This window comes from Aristophania sp. ESL1142, assembly GCF_058107345.1.
The window spans coordinates 77,398-97,207 of the sequence record NZ_JBYLUH010000002.1; the positions used below are offsets into that span (position 1 = coordinate 77,398).

At 46.8% G+C, this 19,810-nt stretch carries 21 protein-coding genes; 16 read left to right on the forward strand and 5 right to left on the reverse strand.

The annotated features are described in order from the left end of the window. Positions 1–35: 35 nt before the first annotated feature. The 15 genes from AC3B6P_RS08100 to glmM all read left to right on the forward strand — a co-directional run bounded on the left by AC3B6P_RS08100 (position 36) and on the right by glmM (position 14,863). Entirely contained in the window at positions 36–785 is a 750-nt protein-coding gene (locus tag AC3B6P_RS08100; RefSeq protein ID WP_489805627.1) for a YebC/PmpR family DNA-binding transcriptional regulator, read from the forward strand. Continuing rightward, on the forward strand, positions 782–1,315 hold the full coding sequence (gene ruvC, locus AC3B6P_RS08105) for a crossover junction endodeoxyribonuclease RuvC (protein WP_489805628.1): 534 nt from the start codon (positions 782–784) through the stop codon (positions 1,313–1,315). The genes AC3B6P_RS08100 and ruvC overlap by 4 nt, the downstream gene beginning before the upstream one ends. After that, complete coding sequence (ruvA, locus tag AC3B6P_RS08110) at positions 1,312–1,923, forward strand: Holliday junction branch migration protein RuvA (protein ID WP_489805629.1); 612 nt, start codon at positions 1,312–1,314, stop codon at positions 1,921–1,923. The genes ruvC and ruvA overlap by 4 nt, the downstream gene beginning before the upstream one ends. Next, complete coding sequence (gene ruvB / locus AC3B6P_RS08115; protein WP_489805630.1) at positions 1,920–2,960, forward strand: Holliday junction branch migration DNA helicase RuvB; 1,041 nt, start codon at positions 1,920–1,922, stop codon at positions 2,958–2,960. The genes ruvA and ruvB overlap by 4 nt, the downstream gene beginning before the upstream one ends. Before the next feature lie 18 nt (positions 2,961–2,978). After that, positions 2,979–3,416, forward strand: coding sequence for a YbgC/FadM family acyl-CoA thioesterase (locus AC3B6P_RS08120; protein ID WP_489805631.1), 438 nt, complete (start codon positions 2,979–2,981; stop codon positions 3,414–3,416). A 202-nt stretch (positions 3,417–3,618) separates the two neighbouring features. Beyond that, complete coding sequence (locus AC3B6P_RS08125; RefSeq protein WP_489805632.1) at positions 3,619–4,218, forward strand: hypothetical protein; 600 nt, start codon at positions 3,619–3,621, stop codon at positions 4,216–4,218. 589 nt (positions 4,219–4,807) lie between these two features. After that, positions 4,808–5,539, forward strand: a complete 732-nt coding sequence (gene tolQ / locus AC3B6P_RS08130; protein WP_489805633.1) for a protein TolQ — start codon at positions 4,808–4,810, stop codon at positions 5,537–5,539. A gap of 5 nt (positions 5,540–5,544) precedes the next feature. Continuing rightward, complete coding sequence (gene tolR, locus AC3B6P_RS08135) at positions 5,545–5,979, forward strand: protein TolR (protein WP_489805634.1); 435 nt, start codon at positions 5,545–5,547, stop codon at positions 5,977–5,979. A 134-nt stretch (positions 5,980–6,113) separates the two neighbouring features. Beyond that, the gene (locus tag AC3B6P_RS08140) at positions 6,114–7,031 is read left to right on the forward strand and encodes an energy transducer TonB (RefSeq protein WP_489805933.1); all 918 of its coding nucleotides are present in this window, start codon (positions 6,114–6,116) and stop codon (positions 7,029–7,031) included. Between the two features lie 42 nt (positions 7,032–7,073). Then, entirely contained in the window at positions 7,074–8,447 is a 1,374-nt protein-coding gene (gene tolB / locus AC3B6P_RS08145; protein ID WP_489805635.1) for a Tol-Pal system beta propeller repeat protein TolB, read from the forward strand. Positions 8,448–8,594: 147 nt separating this feature from the next. After that, complete coding sequence (gene pal / locus AC3B6P_RS08150; RefSeq protein WP_489805636.1) at positions 8,595–9,068, forward strand: peptidoglycan-associated lipoprotein Pal; 474 nt, start codon at positions 8,595–8,597, stop codon at positions 9,066–9,068. 116 nt (positions 9,069–9,184) lie between these two features. After that, positions 9,185–10,114 carry a tol-pal system YbgF family protein gene (locus AC3B6P_RS08155; RefSeq protein WP_489805637.1) on the forward strand — a complete coding sequence of 310 codons (930 nt, stop codon included), beginning with the start codon at positions 9,185–9,187 and terminating at the stop codon, positions 10,112–10,114. Further along, positions 10,092–11,345 (forward strand): tRNA lysidine(34) synthetase TilS, encoded by a 1,254-nt coding sequence (gene tilS / locus AC3B6P_RS08160; protein WP_489805638.1) that lies wholly within the window; start codon positions 10,092–10,094, stop codon positions 11,343–11,345. Before AC3B6P_RS08155 ends, tilS begins: the two co-directional genes overlap by 23 nt. Before the next feature lie 149 nt (positions 11,346–11,494). Next, positions 11,495–13,366: an ATP-dependent zinc metalloprotease FtsH gene (ftsH, locus tag AC3B6P_RS08165; RefSeq protein ID WP_489805639.1), complete on the forward strand. Its 1,872-nt coding sequence runs from the start codon at positions 11,495–11,497 to the stop codon at positions 13,364–13,366. A gap of 147 nt (positions 13,367–13,513) precedes the next feature. Next, positions 13,514–14,863, forward strand: coding sequence for a phosphoglucosamine mutase (gene glmM, locus AC3B6P_RS08170; protein ID WP_489805640.1), 1,350 nt, complete (start codon positions 13,514–13,516; stop codon positions 14,861–14,863). A 123-nt stretch (positions 14,864–14,986) separates the two neighbouring features. Here the strand turns inward: glmM and AC3B6P_RS08175 are convergent, their stop codons facing one another. After that, entirely contained in the window at positions 14,987–15,730 is a 744-nt protein-coding gene (locus AC3B6P_RS08175) for a response regulator transcription factor (protein WP_489805641.1), read from the reverse strand. A 347-nt stretch (positions 15,731–16,077) separates the two neighbouring features. Between AC3B6P_RS08175 and AC3B6P_RS08180 the strand changes: the two genes are divergently transcribed. Then, positions 16,078–16,377 (forward strand): hypothetical protein, encoded by a 300-nt coding sequence (locus AC3B6P_RS08180; protein WP_489805642.1) that lies wholly within the window; start codon positions 16,078–16,080, stop codon positions 16,375–16,377. A gap of 3 nt (positions 16,378–16,380) precedes the next feature. Here the strand turns inward: AC3B6P_RS08180 and AC3B6P_RS08185 are convergent, their stop codons facing one another. The 4 genes from AC3B6P_RS08185 to AC3B6P_RS08200 all read right to left on the reverse strand — a co-directional run bounded on the left by AC3B6P_RS08185 (position 16,381) and on the right by AC3B6P_RS08200 (position 19,766). After that, a complete protein-coding gene (locus AC3B6P_RS08185) occupies positions 16,381–16,809 on the reverse strand; it encodes a hypothetical protein (RefSeq protein WP_489805643.1) in 429 nt (142 codons plus the stop codon). A gap of 5 nt (positions 16,810–16,814) precedes the next feature. Further along, on the reverse strand, positions 16,815–18,053 hold the full coding sequence (locus tag AC3B6P_RS08190; RefSeq protein ID WP_489805644.1) for an aminopeptidase: 1,239 nt from the start codon (positions 18,051–18,053) through the stop codon (positions 16,815–16,817). Positions 18,054–18,131: 78 nt separating this feature from the next. Next, entirely contained in the window at positions 18,132–19,211 is a 1,080-nt protein-coding gene (gene hisC, locus AC3B6P_RS08195; RefSeq protein ID WP_489805645.1) for a histidinol-phosphate transaminase, read from the reverse strand. A 66-nt stretch (positions 19,212–19,277) separates the two neighbouring features. Next, positions 19,278–19,766, reverse strand: a complete 489-nt coding sequence (locus AC3B6P_RS08200) for an ankyrin repeat domain-containing protein (protein WP_489805646.1) — start codon at positions 19,764–19,766, stop codon at positions 19,278–19,280. Positions 19,767–19,810 lie beyond the last annotated feature (44 nt).

Below are 19,810 nucleotides of genomic sequence, written 5' to 3' on the forward strand. Positions count from 1 at the left end.
CATTTTTAAAGTTAGAGAAGATAAAAGAGGGTCTGATGGCAGGTCATTCACAATTTAAAAACATTATGCATCGTAAGGGCGCACAGGATGCACGACGTGCAAAACAGTTTGGGAAAGTTATTCGTGAGATAACGGTTGCAACACGTTCTGGTCTGCCTGATCCTGCCATGAATCCCCGTTTGCGGGCTGCGATCATTGCAGCACGTGAAGTTAATATGCCTAAAGATACTGTTGAGCGTGCTATTCGTAAGGCATCAGGCGCTGGCGGCGGTGATGATTATGAAGAAGTTCGTTATGAAGGATATGGCCCTGCTGGTGTGGCCATTATCGTTGAGGGGCTGACAGATAACCGGAACCGTACAGCTTCTGAAGTAAGGGCAGCGTTCTCGAAACATGGTGGATCATTAGGGGAGACAAATTCCGTTTCCTTTATGTTCCAACATATTGGTGTTGTGACTTACCCGCTGGAGGTTGCAACAGAAGAAGAGATGCTCGAAGCTGCTATCGAAGCTGGCGCTGATAATGTTGAGGTTATTGACGGGATTCATGAAATTACCAGCTCAATGGAAGCACATATTAAAGTGCGTGACGAGCTTGAGAAACGTTTCGGAGAAGCACGTTCGGCTAAGCTGGACTGGCGTCCTGAAACGACAGTCCCACTGGATGAGGATAAAGCGCGTTCAGTCCTGAAGCTGATTGATGTGCTTGATGAAAATGACGATGTTCAGGCGGTTTATGCCAATTTTGACCTACCTGACGAGGTCGCAGAGGCATTGAGCGCTTGACGCGTCTGATCGGTCTCGACCCTGGCCTGCGTTTTCTGGGCTGGGGTGTGATTGATGTTGAAGGGAACAGATTACGTCATGTTGCTGATGGGGTATTGGCAACTGATAGTGATGACCCTGTACCTCAGCGTCTCTGCACACTCTATGAGGGTCTGAAAACATTGATAGAGCATTTTGCTCCAGCCGAGGCAGCAGTTGAGGAAACTTACGTAAACCGTAATGGTGCCTCGACGTTAAAGCTTGGTTATGCGCGTGGTGTGGCGCTTTTGGTGCCTGCTCTTTCAAATGTTCCGGTCAGTGAATATGGTGCCAAAGCAGTTAAACGTTCTATCGTCGGGACAGGGGCTGCGACCAAGGAGCAGGTCATGATGATGGTAAAACGTCTCCTGCCGGGGGCTGTCATAAAACGTGCTGATGCTTCTGATGCCCTTGCTGTGGCAATCTGCCATGCTCATTTAAGGGCGACAGCGCAGCATGTGATGAGGCAGGGTGTCATAATGGCAGGGGCTTCAGGAGCATATAGGAAATGATAGGCCAATTAACAGGCTTTGTCAGACAGATTGAACCAGATCGTTGCCTTGTTGACGTCAATGGCGTGGGTTATGTCGTGTTTGCGTCAACCCAGACTTTAGGACAACTGCCCAAGCCTCCAGAAATTGCCTGTGTTCTGATAGAAACAGTTGTGCGTGAAGATGCCATCCAGCTTTTTGGCTTTGCTGAATCAGAGGAGCGTGAGTGGTTTCGTTTACTGACGACCGTGCAAGGTGTGGGATCACGCGTTGCATTGGCCATTCTGTCGGTAAGTCAGCCTATGATGTTGTTTCAGGCGATTAATGCAGGAGATAAGCAGGTTTTTACCCAGGCATCCGGTGTAGGGCCACGTCTTGCGACCCGTCTGCTGACAGAATTAAAACCTAAGGTTGCAAAAATGCCAGGTCTGTCTCATGCGGCGCAAATTTCCGAAATTGAAGCACTCCCTGGAGCTAGCCTGGAAGCTGATGCCATTATGGCTCTTGAAGGGCTCGGGTTCAGACGGGTTGAAATATGGCCTGTTGTCAGCCGTCTGCTTCAGGAAGATAATTCCCTGCAACTGGACCAGATCATTCGCCTTGCTCTGAAGGAGCTTGCACGTTCGTGAAAGAACCATGGGATATACAGGCTGAACGTTCCCCTGAGACTGATGCGGCAAAACATCCAGAAGATGTGGCTGAAACGAGTCTGCGTCCTCAAACCCTGGCGGATTTTACCGGTCAGAAGGCAAGTCGTGAAAATCTGGCGATCTTTATAAAAGCAGCTAAAGCCAGGGGGGAAGCCCTGGATCACGTCCTTCTTCATGGTCCTCCGGGGCTGGGTAAGACAACTCTCGCCCAGATTGTTGCGCATGAGCTCGGGGTTGGGTTTCGGGCGACTTCGGGGCCAGTGATACAAAGGGCTGGCGACCTGGCAGCGATTCTGACGAATTTACAGCCACGGGATGTTTTATTTATTGATGAGATTCATCGTCTTCAACCAGCGATTGAAGAAATCCTATATCCTGCAATGGAGGATTTCCAGCTTGATCTTGTCATTGGTGAGGGGCCTGCGGCACGTTCTGTGAGGATTGATCTTGCTCCTTTTACATTAGTGGCAGCGACAACACGGGCCGGGCTTCTGGCGACGCCCTTGCGGGACCGTTTTGGCATCCCTCTCAGACTGGTTTTTTATACGCCTGAAGAATTATGCCAGATCGTTTCCCGGGCGGCAGGAAAACTAGGGATGAGCCTGACACCAGAAGGCGCCGCAGAAATTGCCCGCCGTTCAAGAGGGACGCCTCGTATTGCAGGTCGGCTTCTGCGCAGGGTACGGGATTTTGCGCTGGTTTCCAGAAAAGAGGAGATCGATCAGGAAACAGCTGATCTCGCTTTATCAAGGCTAGAGGTGGATCGTCATGGTCTTGATGCAATGGACCGCCGTTACCTGCGCCGTATCGCCGAACATCATCATGGTGGTCCGGTAGGGGTGGAAACCCTTGCTGCGGCGCTGGCTGAGGCACGCGATACCTTGGAGGATGTTATTGAGCCTTATCTAATTCAAGAGGGCCTGATTTTACGTACGTCTCGCGGTCGTATGTTGGGTGAGCCGGGCTGGCGTTATCTTGGATTAAGGCCACCAACAGATATTCCGACTTTGTTTTGAAAATTCTAAAGGGTAATCATGGCTCATTGCATTAGGTTCCGTGTTTATTATGAAGACACAGATGCAGGAGGCATTGTCTATCATGCCCGTTATCTTGGCTTTGCTGAACGAGCCCGGGCAGAGGCCTTAAGAGCGCTTGGAATGCCTGTTGGCCAACTGGCAGCAGAAGAAAATCTGGGTTTTGTCGTTGCTAATCTTTCAGCCCATTATAAAAGCCCAGCCCGGCTAGATGCCTTGCTGGAGGTAAAAACGCAGCTGCTTAAATTAGGAGCTGTTCGGCTTGTCCTGCAACAGACCATCTCGACGATTGAGGAGAGGGAAGAGGATCGGGCAGAGAAACGCCTCAATGTAATTTTAAAGGTCGAGCTGGCAGCGATGAGCCTCTCACCTTTGAAAATAAAGCAATTACCTGTTCATTATAAGGAAAAGTTATCCTCTCTTATGTCAGAGGATTGAACTCTTTTATATCATTAAAGGTAATTTTTAAAAATCATTGGAATTTAAACGCTTTTCGTTAGGAATATTTTAATTAATAATTTGTTTATAAATTAATTGATTTTAAAAAAATCTATTGTTAATTTTTTTGCTCGTGTTGTTTTCAAATGGTTTCAGGATTTGAAACCAATTTTTTTAAACATAACATGTGTGCGGTAATTATATGGCTAAACTATCAAATTTTAATAAAATAGTGATCTGTTTTTTAGGTTTGTTACTGAGTGCCTGTGCTGGTTTTGATAAAAAATTTGAACCAGATCAGGCAAAATGGTCTCAGGAGGTCGGAGATAAGACAGTCATAATAAGAGGCTATTATATAACCGCTAATGACAAGAGTGAAACACGTTGTGACGCTAATTCTGGCAAAGCTCTGTTAATGCCAGATACCCCGTATTTTCGGGATTGGATCCGTATTTTAGGGGTGTCATATGCATTTAAATCTTCTCCATCAGAGAAGGCACAGCAGTTTATCCGTCGCAGTTCATGGCGTGAGAACTGTATCTATAATTTTAGCCAAGTACCTCCTGGGAATTGGCTTGTTATGATCAATATTAATCCACGATGGCAGTCATCATGTACTAAATTTGGCTGTTCTAGTGGCAATCTTGTTCCTTTTTATCTATATGTACCTGTAGTTGTTAAGCCTGAGGATAAAATCGTTAAAAAGAATGCTATCCTCGATTATAGTAATATCGGATTTTTTTCTCGAAGTAGTCAAATGCATTCAGGTGAGTTACATGACTGGACGGATCCAGGAGATTAAATAAATCATAGCCGTAGGTGACCTTATGGGGTGTTCTTTTTTATCCCTGAGAATTCCCCAGAAAATCAGGTCATTGAATTAAAGGATTTCTTCGATATCATAATTTCATTTTTGAAATATTCATAAATCCTACAGGTTCCGATTATTAAGGAGGCATGGATTGGATTTTTTATTATGAAGTCCTATTTTTAATTATATATTTGATCATGAAAAATAACGATTCACAAATTTAATATATTATTTATATTATGAAGTATAATATCATAATAAATTCAAAAATACTTATATATGTATAAATAAATTTTAAGTTCTTAATTAAATTAATATATGAAATTAAATCTCATTTTGATTATACTGCCGTTTTATTATAAAATAACAAAGAATTTTCATTATTACAGGGCTGGTGGAATGATGGTTTGTGTTTTCTATCTTTTCTATGGGCAAAATGCGGATTATCTGAACGAACGGTAATAAAAAATCCCTTTCCCACTGCGCAGAATACTGTCATGTATGGAAAACGAAAGCTATAAGTGGATTTGTCTGTCAGAGTCTGTGGCTTAAAAGAACAAAAAGTCGGGAGAACGTGGAAGTGGACCAAGCGGTGAGTTCAGCAGCCCTCGGTGCCGTAAGTGCAGCAGGGTTGTCGCCGGTGCAATTATTTCTGCATGCATCTATCGTGGTCAAACTGGTCATGATTGGTCTGGCGGCATGCAGTGTTTTCGTCTGGGCAGTCATTATCGAGAAAATCCTTCTGATCCGCCGTGTTAACCGGGAAGCTTCGGCTTTTGAGGACCGGTTCTGGGCGGGTGGTTCGCTTGATGATCTTTATGAGAATGAGGGGGCGCGTCCTGTTCACCCGATGGCGGCCGTTTTCGGCGCCGCAATGGGGGAGTGGCGTCGTTCTTCACGGATTGAAAACGTTGATATGGTACGGGGTGGTACGCAAAACCGTATTGATCGGGCTATTAATATTACAATTGCACGTGAAAATGATCGCTTATCGCGCTATGTGACGACCCTGGCCACAATTGGCCCTGTTGCGCCATTTGTCGGATTGTTCGGTACAGTCTGGGGTATTATGCATGCTTTTGGTTCCATTGCTGCCATGCATAATACGAATCTTTCTGTTGTTGCGCCGGGTATTTCCGAAGCGCTTTTTGCAACGGCGATTGGTTTGCTGACAGCGATCCCTGCCTATGTGGCATATAATATGATCAGCCGTGCGCTTGATAACTTTTCAGAACGGATGGAAGCCTTTGGCATTGAATTTGCTGCCATTCTTTCCCGTCAGTCTGAAGAACGTAAAGCAGGAAGAGGCTAGGCATTATGGCAATGTCAGGAGGAGGGCCCGTTTCAGGGCGCCGTCGTCATAGACCGGCGACAGAAATCAACGTAACACCTCTGGTTGACGTAATGCTTGTGCTGCTCATCATTTTCATGGTGACAGCCCCGATGATGACGAGCGGTGTTAATGTCGACCTGCCGAAAACGAGTGCCAGTCCCATTAATACAGATAGTAAACCCATTACTGTATCACTGCGCAGTGATGGCAGCCTTTATCTGGGGGATGAAGCTGTCAACGCAGATGAATTGGTGACGCGTCTGAAGCAGGCTGCCGATAATGATTCGACTCGCCGCATCTTTGTTAAGGCTGATGCCAAAATTGATTATGGTCAGGTAATGAATGTTATGGGGCAAATTACCACGGGCGGTTTTAGTCATGTGGCGCTTCTCGCGCAGCAACCTCAATCGGGACCCTGAGAAAGGGTATAGGAGCGCATACTGTGCAGCCTGGATTGCCGTTTGAGAATAAAGATGTTGATCTCAGAGAGTTTGATAATCTGGAAGAGATACCCGAGAAACGTCTGGGTCTTGTAGGGACTGTGTTGTCCATCATGGGGCACGCAGGCATCCTTGCAGCGCTATTATGGCATCATGTTGATCCTCTTCCCGAGCCTCCTCCGCCACAACAGGTTGAGATGGTATTTGATGCGGAAGGGTCAGATGCACCGCTTCATAAATCTTCACATAAAGCAGAAATTCCCAAGCCTTATGCTGAGGAAGAAAGTGATGAGCCTCCATCGCCTGAAAAGCCTAAAGATGCGCCTCATGAGCCGCCACCTCCTACGGCGCCTCCGCCTCCGCCAGCTATGGCTGCGCCAGATCCTGCTCAGACTGTAGCAAAAACAGATGTGCAGCAGAAAGCAGAGCTGCATGAGGAGGGGGAGCTTACGGCTGAAACGCAGAAGCAGCCCAAGCCGGACAAGAAAGCAGCGGATGTAAAAGCGCCGCCTGCCCCTATGATTAAACCAGTCAAGAAGCCTCAGGAGTCCAAGACACATCAGCCTAATGAAGCGAAAAAAACGCAGTCAGAGAGTCATTCACTTCTGGCTACGCTAGACAGCTTTCGTGCTGAACAGAAACAAATCACCCCTCCCAAGGCCAAGGCGAATCCTTCTCGTGGTGGTTCACCACGTGGAGGAGGAGACCCCAATGGAGATACCAAGTCTCTGAATATGGGAGAACAGAAAGCGATTGGGTCTTCTGTCAGACGGTGTTATCAGGAAGATACCGCTGCGAAGAACTATGCAAGCTTTGTTGCCCATATGATTGTAACAGTTGATTCGAGTGGTGAGGCCAGAATTGCTGAATTTGCCCCTGATACTGCTGCACGTATGGCGTCCGATCCTTCCTATCGTGTGTTGGCTGAACGTGCACGTGCGGCTGTGTTAAGCCCGACCTGTGCACATTTGCCAGTTCCTGCCCGTTTACTGGGCCAGACAAGACAGTTCCGTTTTGTTTTCAGACCGTAATTTCGTAAAGTCACCTAATCTTTAAAGGCGAGGTAACCTGTTATGTCCTTTTTTACTGATGCTGAGGCAGAGAGCCTGAAAAAGCATTTCACCCGTCGTTCCGTGATTACAGGGGTCGGGCAGGGAGCTGTGGCTCTGGGAGGCATTATGGCTCTTCCTCTATCTGCTCATGCTGCATCTTCTTCTGCTCCTGGTGCTGCGGAGATTACAGTGGATCAGGCGCATCAGGCACCTATCCCCATTATTATTCCTGATTTCGGCGCAGGAATGGGGACACGTATTTCAGAGGTGATTACGGCTGATTTGAATAGTACTGGCCTTTTCCAGGCGATGCCTGGTGAGGTTCCTTCAGGGAGCCAGCCTGATTTTGGTGCCCTGAAAGCAAGAGGGGCGAGGGCAGCTGTTGCGGGCTCTACGAGTGGAACTGATAATGTCCGGGTTGAAATGCGGCTTTGGGACGTTCTGGCAGGTCAGCAGCTTCAGGGGACAGCTTATACGGCTTCTGAGTCCAATTGGAGGCGTATTGCCCATATTATTGCTGATGTGATTTATCAGCGTCTTCTAGGTGAACAAGGTTATTTTGATACGCGCATTGCCTACGTCGCCCGTACAGGGCCGCGACGCAAGCAGGAAACCCGTTTGGCGATTATGGATCAGGATGGTGCAAATTCGCATATTCTCACCAGTGGTCAATGGCTTACCTTAGAGCCGCGTTTCAGCCCGATCAGCCAGCAGATAGCCTTTTTATCTTATTACCAGAATCGACCACGTGTTTATCTTTACGATCTTAATTCCGGGCAGCAGAGCATATTAGGGACTTTTAACGGAATTTCCTTTGCACCCCGTTTTTCTCCTGATGGGACGGGCGTAATCATGTCTGTTACAACCCAGAATGGGGGGGCCGATATTTACCGTGTTGATACAGCAACCCATGCTCGGGTACGTATTACTAATAGTGGGGGCGTGATTGATACAAGTCCCTGTTTCAGTCCTGATGGCCAGCAGATTGTCTTCAACTCTGACCGTGGTGGCAGCCCCCAGCTCTATATTATGAGTGCAACGGGAGGAAATGTAAGACGCATTTCTTACGGGAAAGGGCATTATGGTTCTCCGGTCTGGTCTCCCAGAGGGGATATTATTGCGTTTACTAGATTGAATAATGGGGTCTTCTCCCTTGGTGTCATGAATCCAGACGGCACAGGTGAACGTATTCTGACAGAGGGTTTTACAGTTGAGAGTCCCAGCTTTGCGCCAAATGGTAGAGCTATTACGTTCTGCCGCCAAACTGCGTCAGGGGCAGGGGGAGTAGGCTTCACCTCAACGGTGGGTGTGATTGATATTGCCGGGTTTAATGAGCATGTGATTCCGACCTCGACAGGGGCTTCAGATCCGGCATGGTCATCTTTTCGTCACTAGCAAAAACCTTTCTTTGATGTAAAACCATAGAATACTTGACAGCTTTTAAAATAAGAGGGAAGATTTCGGCGAAGGGCGAGTTTCTTTTTTAAATCAAAAGAGCCTTTTCCATTTGACTCGCTCAAGAGTCTTCCTGAGGTTAAAAATATGAAATTCAAGGCATTTGGTATATTAGGTTTAACCCTTGCTCTGGCAGCTTGCGGCAGTTCATCTGACCATAAAGCCAGCGTTGGTGAGGGTATGTCACAGCAGAGCGGTCCAGTTCCCGGAAGCGAAGCTGATCTCGTAGCGAGTGCTGGCGACCGCATTTTCTTTGCGCTTAACCAGAACAAGCTTACGCCAGAAGCTCGTGCAACTCTGGACAAGCAGATTGCATGGCTTCAGCGTTACCCACAGGTTAATATCCTGATTGCTGGTAACTGCGATGACCGTGGCACAGAGGAATATAATATTGCTCTTGGCCAGCGTCGTTCCAATGCGGCTCGTGACTATCTGTTAGCTCATGGTATCAGCGCAAATCGTATTAACACCATTTCCTATGGCAAAGATCGTCCAACGGTTGATGGTGATAACGAGGAAGCCTGGGCTCAGAATCGTAACGCGATTACATCCGTCCAATAAAAAGGGCTATTAGGGTCTTGGGCATCTTGCCCGTTATGATCCTTTTGTAGGGGGCCAGGCAGAAGAGTCACTCTTCTGAATGGCCTTTTGCATGAAGAAAGAAGAAGAGGTTTAACATGGCGTTTCCTATGCTTCTGGAGAGGCTGCAAAAGTCTTCATCTCTGAGGTTCGTTGCTCTGTCGTGTGTGGTATCATCTTTTTCTGTCATGACGGCTTATGCCGATGGCCTCTCCCGTGAGGATATTTTACGGCAGCATCAGCAGCTGGAACGGCAACATGAAGACCCGGGTGCTGTTGACGATCAATCACCGGGGTTGGCGCCGCCCATGGCGCCACCTTCTTCGGGACTTGATGCTCCTTCAGCAGAAGGCGAATCAAGTGGTGGTTCTGATTCCGCTCGGGGAACAGGGAACGAGGAGGAAAGTGCGGACAATTCTTCTGAAGGTTTGACAGCGCGTCTTCTGCAGCGTGTTAATAATCTGGAAGCACAGGTGCGCGATATGCGTGGTGAGTTGGACCAGTTGACAAATCAGGTTCAGCAAAGCCAGGCTGATACTGCCAAACAGATTGGGGATATGCAGTTTGCCCAGCAAAATCGTGGGGCAGTGCATAGTAATAATGCCCCTCCACCTCCCGTATCTGAGGGAAATACTGGTCCCAAACCGAGTATGACGCCTGTAAAGTCTGGGCAGGAAGCGCTCAGGGCGAAGCGGTATGATGATGCGGAATATTATGCGAGAGCTGCCCTGAAATCAGCGAAAAACAAGTCTGTGAAAGTAGAAGCAAATTTCTTGCTGGCTCAATCTATGGCAGGACAGAAAAATTATCGGCAGTCAGCGCTGTCTTATTTTGACGCATACCGTAATGACCCGTCCTCATCACGTGCGCCAGAAGCCCTCCTGGGGGTAGCGGCCTCAATGATTTCCTTGCAGAATAAGTCTGCTGCATGTGAAGCTTTGAACAAGCTGAATGAAGAATTTCCTGACGCAAATGCGCGTGTAAAATCAAGTGCCAAGGTTTTCCGTGCTCGCGCAGCCTGTCACTAAGTCCGAATTTGCAGCATTAATGACCGCTTTCGGGCCTTTTGGGCCTGATGAGGCATCTTCCCCTATAGCTCTGGCTGTTTCTGGTGGGGGAGATTCCATGGCTTTGGCTTTTCTGGCCCGAACATGGCGGTCTCATATTATCGCTTTTATTGTCGATCACGCATTGCGCTCTGAATCACGGCAGGAAGCCGAGCTGACAGGGCAGAGATTAGCTCAGTTAGGCGTTCCCTACCGTATTTTAACACTCGATAAATTACCACCAGGCGGATTGCAGGAGCGTGCACGAGATGCCCGTTTCGCCGCACTGGAGCGTGCATGTCAGGCAGCAGGAGCATCAGTCCTGATGTTGGCGCATCATCAGGCAGATCAGGAAGAGACGCTTCAGATGCGACTGGAGCGTAAAACGGGGCTGGAAGGAATGACCGGTATCGCTTCATGTGTATATCGTGGGTCATTAATGCTTCTGCGGCCATTTTTGAAACTGCGTCCTGAACGTTTGAAAGAAACCCTCCGTCAGGGAGGTGTGGCGTGGTGTGAAGATCCTTCCAACCAGAACAGGCGGTTTAGACGTGTTCAGATCAGGCAGGATTTAACTGAGGCTGAGCGTGCCCTTTTAAGGGAACAGCATAGAGGTTCTGTGGAACATTTTCAGAAAATGGAAGCGGATATTTCTGTCCTGTTCTCTGAAAAAATCCAGGAACAGGCCGAAGGATGGGCTATTTTATCACCAGAATTATTTACTGGTCTGAAGGCTGATCTGGGGCATTTCCTTTTGGGGCGGCTGATAAGGCGCATTAGCGGAAAGTCCTATCTCCCAGCATCTGTTCCCCTGGCGCGCCTGTTTGAGATGCAGGAGGGAAGTTTAGGGGGTGTTATTCTTAAAAAGCGTTTTGTACAGGGGAAATTGAAAGATTTTGTCCTTTATCGTGAAGATCGTGACATGAATTCTTCAGAAACAGCTCGGCAAGGAGCCGTATGGGATAGAAGATGGGTCTATCAAGGCCCCGATCGACCGGAATGCCAGATTGCTGCCTTATCGGATCAAGCTAGTGCCATAAGAGTGGGACGGCAGGTACCTGCTGCTGTTTTGAAAACGGTGCCAGCTTTATGGCATGGAGACAAGCTGATGGCTGTGGCAGATTGTGTCAGAGGGCTGTGTCCAGAAGTGCCGAGAGCACCGATTTTATGGCAGGGCGGTATGAAAATTATCGGTGCTAAACTATTTTATTAAAAATTTAGGAACTTTTGTAATGTTTTTGCCCTTGCAGGGGCTAGGAAAGCCTTCTTAAAGTTCTATCTTTAGGAAATGAATTTCAAAAAACATGAATCTTGGATTCTATTTGGTTATGGTCTCATCCTGAGTGAGGATACAGAATTAAGATGAATAATATCGGTCGTAACGTTGTAATCTGGGTTATCGTCATTATGGCGGCCATCGTCATGCTGACGGCTTTTCAGCCCGGTTCAAGCCGTCAGGCTGTACAGCAACTGGCTTATTCTGACTTTATTCACGATGTTGAAGATCACCAGGTCCGCTCTGTTGTGATACGTGATCAGAATATTACCGGGGTGTTGAGTAACGGTACATCATTTAAGACATATGCACCGTTTGATCCTGCAATGGTGTCTGTTCTGACAAAGTCTGGTGTTGAAGTCACTGCGCGTCCGCCACAGAGCGATGAAAGCCCGATTTTACGCTATATTGCCGCTTATTTGCCTATTATCCTGATGTTGGGGTTAGGTTTTATGATCTTCCGCCAAATGCAGGCTGGTGCGGGTGGTCGTGGTGCTATGGGGTTTGGTAAATCGAAAGCGAAACTTCTGAATGAAAAGCAGGGTCGTGTAACTTTTGCAGATGTTGCCGGGATTGATGAGGCCAAAGCAGAGCTTGAAGAAATCGTGGATTTTCTGAAAGACCCTCACAAATTTACACGTCTTGGTGGCAAAATTCCTAAAGGTGTATTGCTCGTGGGGCCTCCCGGGACTGGTAAGACACTTCTTGCCCGCTCTGTTGCCGGGGAAGCAAATGTTCCATTCTTCAGTATTTCCGGTTCAGACTTTGTGGAGATGTTCGTCGGTGTCGGGGCATCACGTGTGCGCGATATGTTTGAACAGGGTAAAAAGTCGGCTCCCTGTATCATTTTTATTGATGAAATTGATGCAGTAGGGCGCCATCGTGGCATTGGTCTTGGTGGCGGGAATGATGAGCGCGAGCAGACCCTTAACCAGATGCTTGTGGAAATGGATGGTTTTGAGAGTAATGAGGGCGTGATCATCATTGCAGCGACCAACCGTCCTGATGTGCTGGATCCAGCTCTGTTGCGGCCAGGTCGTTTTGACCGTCAGGTTGTCGTTTCCAATCCTGATGTCAGTGGGCGTGAGAAAATTCTGCGCGTTCATATGAAAAAATTACCTCTGTTTGCCGATGTTGATGCTCGTATCATTGCGCGTGGCACCCCTGGTTTTTCAGGCGCGGATCTGGCTAATCTTGTAAATGAAGCGGCATTATTTGCAGCTCGTCAGGGAAGCCGTTCTGTATCAATGGCGCAATTTGAACAGGCAAAAGATAAGGTCATGATGGGTGCTGAGAGGCGGTCAATGGTCATGACTGAAGAAGAAAAACGGACCACAGCTTATCACGAAGGGGCACATGCTCTTTGTGCTTATCTGACACCGGGCAGTGATGCAATCCATAAAGCCACGATTATCCCACGTGGTCAGGCTTTGGGTATGGTTATGACCTTGCCGGAAAAAGATAACATTTCATATAGCCGCAAATGGTGTCTGGCCCGTCTGGTTATTGCCATGGGCGGACGTGTGGGTGAGGAAGTGATCCTCGGTTATGAGAATGTCAGTGCTGGCGCAGCAGGTGACATCAAGGGAGCGACTGATATTGCCCGCCGAATGGTCCGGCAGTGGGGTATGAGCGACAAGCTTGGTATGGTTGCTTATGATAATCCTGATGAAGTTTCGGCCGAAATGGCAGATGAAATTGATCAGGAAGTCAGGGCACTGATTGATACAGCTTATGCTCAGGCCAAACAGCTTGTTCTTGCCCATATTGATGATCTTCATCGTCTTGCTGAAGCCTTGTTGGAGTATGAGACCCTGACGGGGGATGAAGTCGGGAAGGTTATCCGTGGGGAGCCGCTTGATCGTTCCGAAGAAGGAGATCGTCCTCTCGGGGGTGAAAAAGGGTCTGTTCCAACATTTCGGCCCCGTCAGATAGGGCTTAATGCTCAGACAGTCTGAAATTTAAAATTGCAGATTTATAGGGCAGGCACCTGGTTTTATGTCAGGTGCCTGTTTTTGTTGGGCATTTCTCACAAATTCCGGTATGTAGCTCTGCAAGTCTCTTTATGATTTTATAGAATATGGATCGAGAAGGAGCAGTCGCTCATGGCTGGTAAAAGAGTTTTCTTTGGAACTGATGGAATCCGTGGCCGGGCTAATACTGCTCCTATGACAGTTGAAGTTGCACAGAAGCTTGGGCAGGCTGCTGGTTTATACTTCAGAAGACGTCAAAATCGTCATACAGTAATTTTAGGAAAAGATACGCGTCTTTCAGGTTATATGATTGAGTGTGCTCTTGTTTCAGGGTTCTTGTCAGCGGGAATGGACGTAACCCTGGTAGGGCCATTACCAACGCCGGCCATTGCGTTTTTGACCCGTTCCTTGAGAGCTGATTTAGGCGTTATGATCTCAGCATCTCATAATCCTTATACGGATAATGGTATAAAATTATTCGGACCAGATGGGTTCAAGCTTTCAGATCAGGCAGAAAGTGAAATTGAAGCCCTGATGGAACAGGATTTGTCAGATTCGCTTGTATCTCCAGAAGAAATTGGCCGTGCCTCACGCCTGAATGATGCTGCTGGACGCTATATTGAGTGTGTGAAATCCTCATTTCCACGTGGTTATCGTCTTGATGGGCTGAAAATTGTCCTCGATTGTGCCAATGGTTCCGCCTATCATGTTGCCCCTACAGCGTTATGGGAACTGGGAGCGGAAATTATTCGTATTGGCTGTGAACCAAATGGGACGAATATTAATGATCATGTTGGCTCAACCTGTCCCCAGACACTCTGTGAAGCTGTAAGAAGCCATAAGGCAGATTTTGGAATTGCTTTGGACGGTGACGCAGATCGTGTCCTGATTGCTGATGAGCATGGCCGTTTAATAGATGGTGATCAGATTTTGGCTTTGATTGCTACTTCTTGGCAGAAGCAGGGGAAGTTGCAGGGAAGTGAAATTGTCGCGACGATTATGTCCAATCTGGGACTTGAGAAATATCTGGCTTCACAGGGACTGACTTTATATAGGACAGCCGTCGGTGACCGTTATGTCGTCGAGCGTATGCGGAAAACAGGTGCTAATCTGGGGGGAGAGCAGTCAGGTCATATGGTCCTTTCAGATTATGGGACGACTGGTGACGGCCTTCTTGCTGCTTTACAGATTTTAGCTGTTATGGTTGAGGCTAAAAAGCCTGCTAGTGAAGTCTGCCAGCTCTTTACTCCCTATCCACAAATTTTAAAAAATTTGCGTTATAAGGGCAAAAACCCCATGAACCTGCCTGAAATGCAGGAAGTCTGTCATTGGGCTGAAGGCAAGCTTAAAGGTCATGGCCGCCTCATTCTCAGAGCAAGCGGCACAGAGCCTTTGATAAGGGTCATGGTTGAAGCTGAAGACAAAGAAATGGTTCAGGATATGGTCGAAAAAATCTGCGAGAAAATAGATAAGATCGTTTGAGAATTATACCTCAGAAAGCAGTTGCTGATGTAACAACAAAACGGCTTTTATTCACGGCTTCGTCTAAATATTTTGTCCAATAAGGAGGCAAAATATTTTAGACATTTCTACCAGTGATTGAAATCAGGTAGCAGCCATTTCGGATATGAGACTATTTTGCGAGCGATCATGGGCAGAGGCTTCTATTTCAGTATCATTGGTATCACGCATGATATAACCCCGTCCCCATACGGTCGTAATGAGATGCCCTAAGCCGTAATGTTGTAATTTCCGTCTTAATTTACAGATAAAGACGTCAATAATCTTCATTTCAGGTTCATCAATACCGCCATATAGGTGGTTTAAAAATGTATCTTTGGTCAGAACTGTATTTTTACGTACGACTAATAATTCAAGAATAGAATATTCTTTACCTGTCAGATGTAATGGTTTCCCAGAGATACTGACAATTCTACTTTCAAGATTCAGTTCAAGATCGCTTACTTTTAATAAAGAATCTGCATAACCACGTGAACGCCTTATTAAGGCTCTACAACGGGCGACTAATTCCTCTGTATTAAATGGTTTAACCAGATAGTCATCTGCACCCATGGAAAATGCTTTTACTTTAATTTGTGATTGATCAACTGAAGAAACAATCATAACAGGTAATTTTAATTGAGACCGCCGTGCCTGACGAATAAGCTCGGGGGCATCCATATCATCAAGATTAAGGTCAGTGATAAGCAAGTCAAAATCATAGTGGCGCATCATATCTAATGCGTCTTCACCAGTTTTGACATGATCAACTGCGTAGGCTGCTGCTTGAAGTGTTTGGATTAGGGACGTGGCTGGGGAGAGGTCACTCTCTGCAATTAAAATACGCATTTTTTTTTATCCTAATTAGCTAGGCTGTCATGAGAATGGTTACCTACTAAAAAATACAACCTGTGATTGTTTATATGTGAAAATACCCTTTTATTCAATTAATTTTCTTTTTGGGTAATCCTTAAGCTTAAGCTGTGAGCCTTCTATTTCTATTAATTGAGTTTTAATAATCCGTAAAAATTGCAGGGAATTTAAGATAAATTTTCTTATGAGATATTAATGTCACAGTGCGTATTTATGTCTCGTGATGTTTGTCTTTAAAAGAATATTTAACTATAAAAAGTTAATCTTGCTTTTACGAAGGAATGATTCAAAGCTTTAAGAATAAGTGAAGAAAGTTCTGAGTTATGGAAAGAGAAAAAGATCGTATAACAGAGACGCTTTTTTACGATTTATTAAAACTCGAAAATAAGGCTTTGGCGCAGTTACAAATTGCTGAAGAGTCTTTGCTGGTACGCTATAACGCTGCGAGTGATCCAGAGTCTGATGACGCTACGGTTGAAGAGTTCAGTCGCTGGCTTCAGACAGGGCGGCAGGAAATTGAGCACGCACGAGCCAGACTGGCGGCAATCACTATGGAACGCGGCCTTGTTCGTCAAGCACTCGCAACCAGCCGGGCCTCTGCAAAAAAAAAAGCCAAAAAGTAATCTTTAATGCTGCGGACGTAATGAGTTCAGCAAGGCTGAAGAGGTACCTATTACGGCGCAGGCCACAGGGTGTTCGCTATCTCTCACCAGAAGGAGGAGTATCTTTTTCTGATCAGGGAACAGATCGCTTTCGATTTCAAAACGATTGGGTGAAGCGATTTCTGGAGATTGATTTCCCAATAATGTGTAAGTTTTGGCAGCTTCCTGCAAAAAACGGGAAGAAACTTTTTCTAACGCAATCAGAAGCGCTTCATCACTAAGAGTAGCGTCTTTACTATAAGCGGTTTTTAGCAGATCCCAGTCTTCTCTTAAAATAAAACAGGGTATGCCGCCTTCAGCAGTTTCCCGTTCAGCCCGGACAATCTGACCGGACTGTGCGAGCTTAACGATATCGAGAACAGGCAAAGCCGTCGGATCAAGGGTAATGGACATAAAGGCTAGACCCATTCCCCCTGGCGCATAAGAGGCTGTCTGACACCATCTTTAATCCCGTCTATATCAATATGGGCTGAACCGATCATCCAGTCTATATGAATGATGGATTGATTGGCGCCGCGGGCTACCAGCTCTGTTTCGCTCAGTCCCTCTGAATCAAGCATGCACTTTGTATATGACTGTCCCAGAGCGATGTGACTTGAGGCATTTTCATCGAACAAAGTATTACGATAAAGGATACCACTCTGTGAAATAGGGGAAGAATGAGGCACAAGGGCTACTTCACCGATACGGCGTGCGCCTAAATCACTGTCGAGAAGGCGTTCTAGCACATCCTGTCCTGTACTGGCGTGGGCTTCGACGATCTTCCCATCCTGAAACTTCACGCGGATTCCATCAATCAGCGATCCTTGATGAAAAAGGGGCTTCGTGCTTGAAATTATACCATCAACACGGGCGCAATGCGGCGTGGTGAAAACCTCTTCAGTCGGTATATTGGGGTTGCAAACAATATTATTGGTCGTTGTTTCAGCGCCGCCTGCCCAGAAATGACCATCAGCAAGGCCGATTGTGATATCTGTACCAGGTCCCTTGAAAGCAAGCGCATCAAAACGGAGATCGTTCAACTGAGTTGAACGTTCATGAAGCAGGCGGTTATGTTCGCGCCAAACGCTGACAGGGTCATCATGATCAACACGTGATGCCCTGAAAATGCCCTGCCAGAGAGCATCCAGGGCCTCGTTTTCATTTAATTCAGGAAAAACCTGCTTGGCCCAGACGGGGTTTGCAGCGGCAACAATCGTCCAGTTCGTGGCAAATTGTGTAATGACTTCCATGGCAGGGCGATTAACACGGGAATTTGCCTTGCTTGCTCTCGAAATATAATCGGGATTTTGTCCCTTCAGAAGGGTCGGGTTGCCACCAGTAACGGCAAGACGGGCAGTTCCTTCCTTATAAGCGTGAGCCATGGCATCTGCGATCCAGCCATTTGCTACGTCAAAGCTTTCCGGTGGTGCATAACGGTACCGTGCGAGCGTAATTTCATCATCATTGAAAAATGTTGTGACCAGGGAAGCCCCGGCTTTATAGGCGTGTTCGCTAATGCGCCGGACTAAAGGAACAGCCTCCAGTGGAGCTGTAATAAAAACCTGCTGCTGTGGGACCAGATTGAGGCCAACACGTACGGCAACTTCACCAAGTCGGTCAAGTAATTGTTCGTGAGTGAATTTTTCGGAAGACATAATGCATAACTCTCAGAAGTTTAAGCCGATTATCGGGTTTTGCTGGTTTTGAGAAGAGCAGGTGAAACAGCTCCCTTTTTAAAGGGAGCTGTTTGAAGTCTGTATAATTTTGCTGAGAACTTTTAAGAGTCGTTCACATTGTTCATCAGAGCCGATTGTCACGCGTAGCCACTGCTTGATACGCTCAATGGAGGAAAGGTGTCTTACCAGGATGCCATGCTCTCTGAGCATGCCCGTGAGACTGAAAGCATCGTGATCAGGATGATGAATTAAAATAAAATTCGCCTTGGAGGGTAGCACCTTGAAACCTAGAGCCTCTAATCTGGGAATGAGTTTCTCACGGGTCGCTATTACCTTATTGATATTGCCCTGAAACCATTCCTGGTCGTGTAACGAGGCTATGGCTCCGGCTTGGGAAAGGCGTGAGAGAGGGTAGGAATTGAAACTGTCTTTAACACGTACCATGCCCTCGATAAGAGACGAGTTGCCAAGGGCATAGCCGACACGTAGCCCCGCAAGTGAAGACGATTTGGAAAATGTCCTGACAACCAGGAGATTGTCATAATGTTTGATAAGTGAGGTTGCACTTTCAGCACCGAAATCCACATAAGCCTCATCAATGATTACAACACGGTCAGGCTGTGCTTTCAGTAATTTTTCAATCTCACTGATAGCAATAGAGCGTCCGGTCTGTGCATTAGGATTGGCAATAGCGATTCCGCCACAGGGAGCTCTATAATCTTCTGTATCAAGAAAGAAGTTCTGTTTAAGTGGGACCGAGCGATAGGATAGACCGAAAAGCGTGCAGTAAACAGGATAAAATCCATAAGTGACATCGGCAAAAAGGATGTCAGCATCTTCGCGGAACAAGGCGCGGAAAGCGTGGCCCAGAACTTCATCCGAGCCATTTCCCACAAAAACATTGTTGGTATTCAGGCCGAATTTCTGGGCAATCGTTTCACATAACAGGGATGATGTCGGGTCCGGGTAAAGGCGGAGGTCATCATTCGTGGCGTCTTTCATGGCTTTGAGAGCCATGGGGCTTGGGCCATAGGGGGATTCGTTGGTATTGAGTTTAACCAGACCAGAGAGCTGCGGCTGCTCACCAGGTACGTAAGGGTGAAGCATGTGAACTGAAGAATTCCAGAAACGGCTCATAATTTTATCCCGGTTCGTTCGCTATACTGTAAAAAGAATCATACCCTGAGCATGCACGAAATGAAATCAGCTGAAAAGGTGACTGATGCCCTGATTTTGGGCCAATATGCGTGCTGAAACACCCTCCATATCCTTATGGTCCGGGTCAGCGCCTGCTTTTATAAGTTTTTTGGCAATGCTCTCGCGGCCAAACATGATGGCGAACATCAGAGGGGTTCGTCCAGCATGGTTGGGTTTGTCAACAGAGGCGCCTTTTTCAAGCAAGAGATCAGCGATTGTGTCGTAACCTTTAAATGCGACCCCTGAAAGGGCCGTGGCACCTTTCAAGTCAGTAGCATTTGGATCTGCCCCGTGTTCAAGCAGAAATCGGGCTGCTTCCAAATGGTCATTATAAGTTGCGACAATAAGGGGTGTGTATCCTCGACTGTCAGTACAATCAACGGGCATGCCGGCCTCAAGAAATTGTGATAATAGATCAATATCGCTGCTTCTGGCTGCCTCTATAAAAAGAGCTGTTATCTGCTCAGGTGTAAAATTTATTTTATGCTGTGTCATATACACCTCTGTTTTATACAGGAACTGTTAATTTATTATCACGC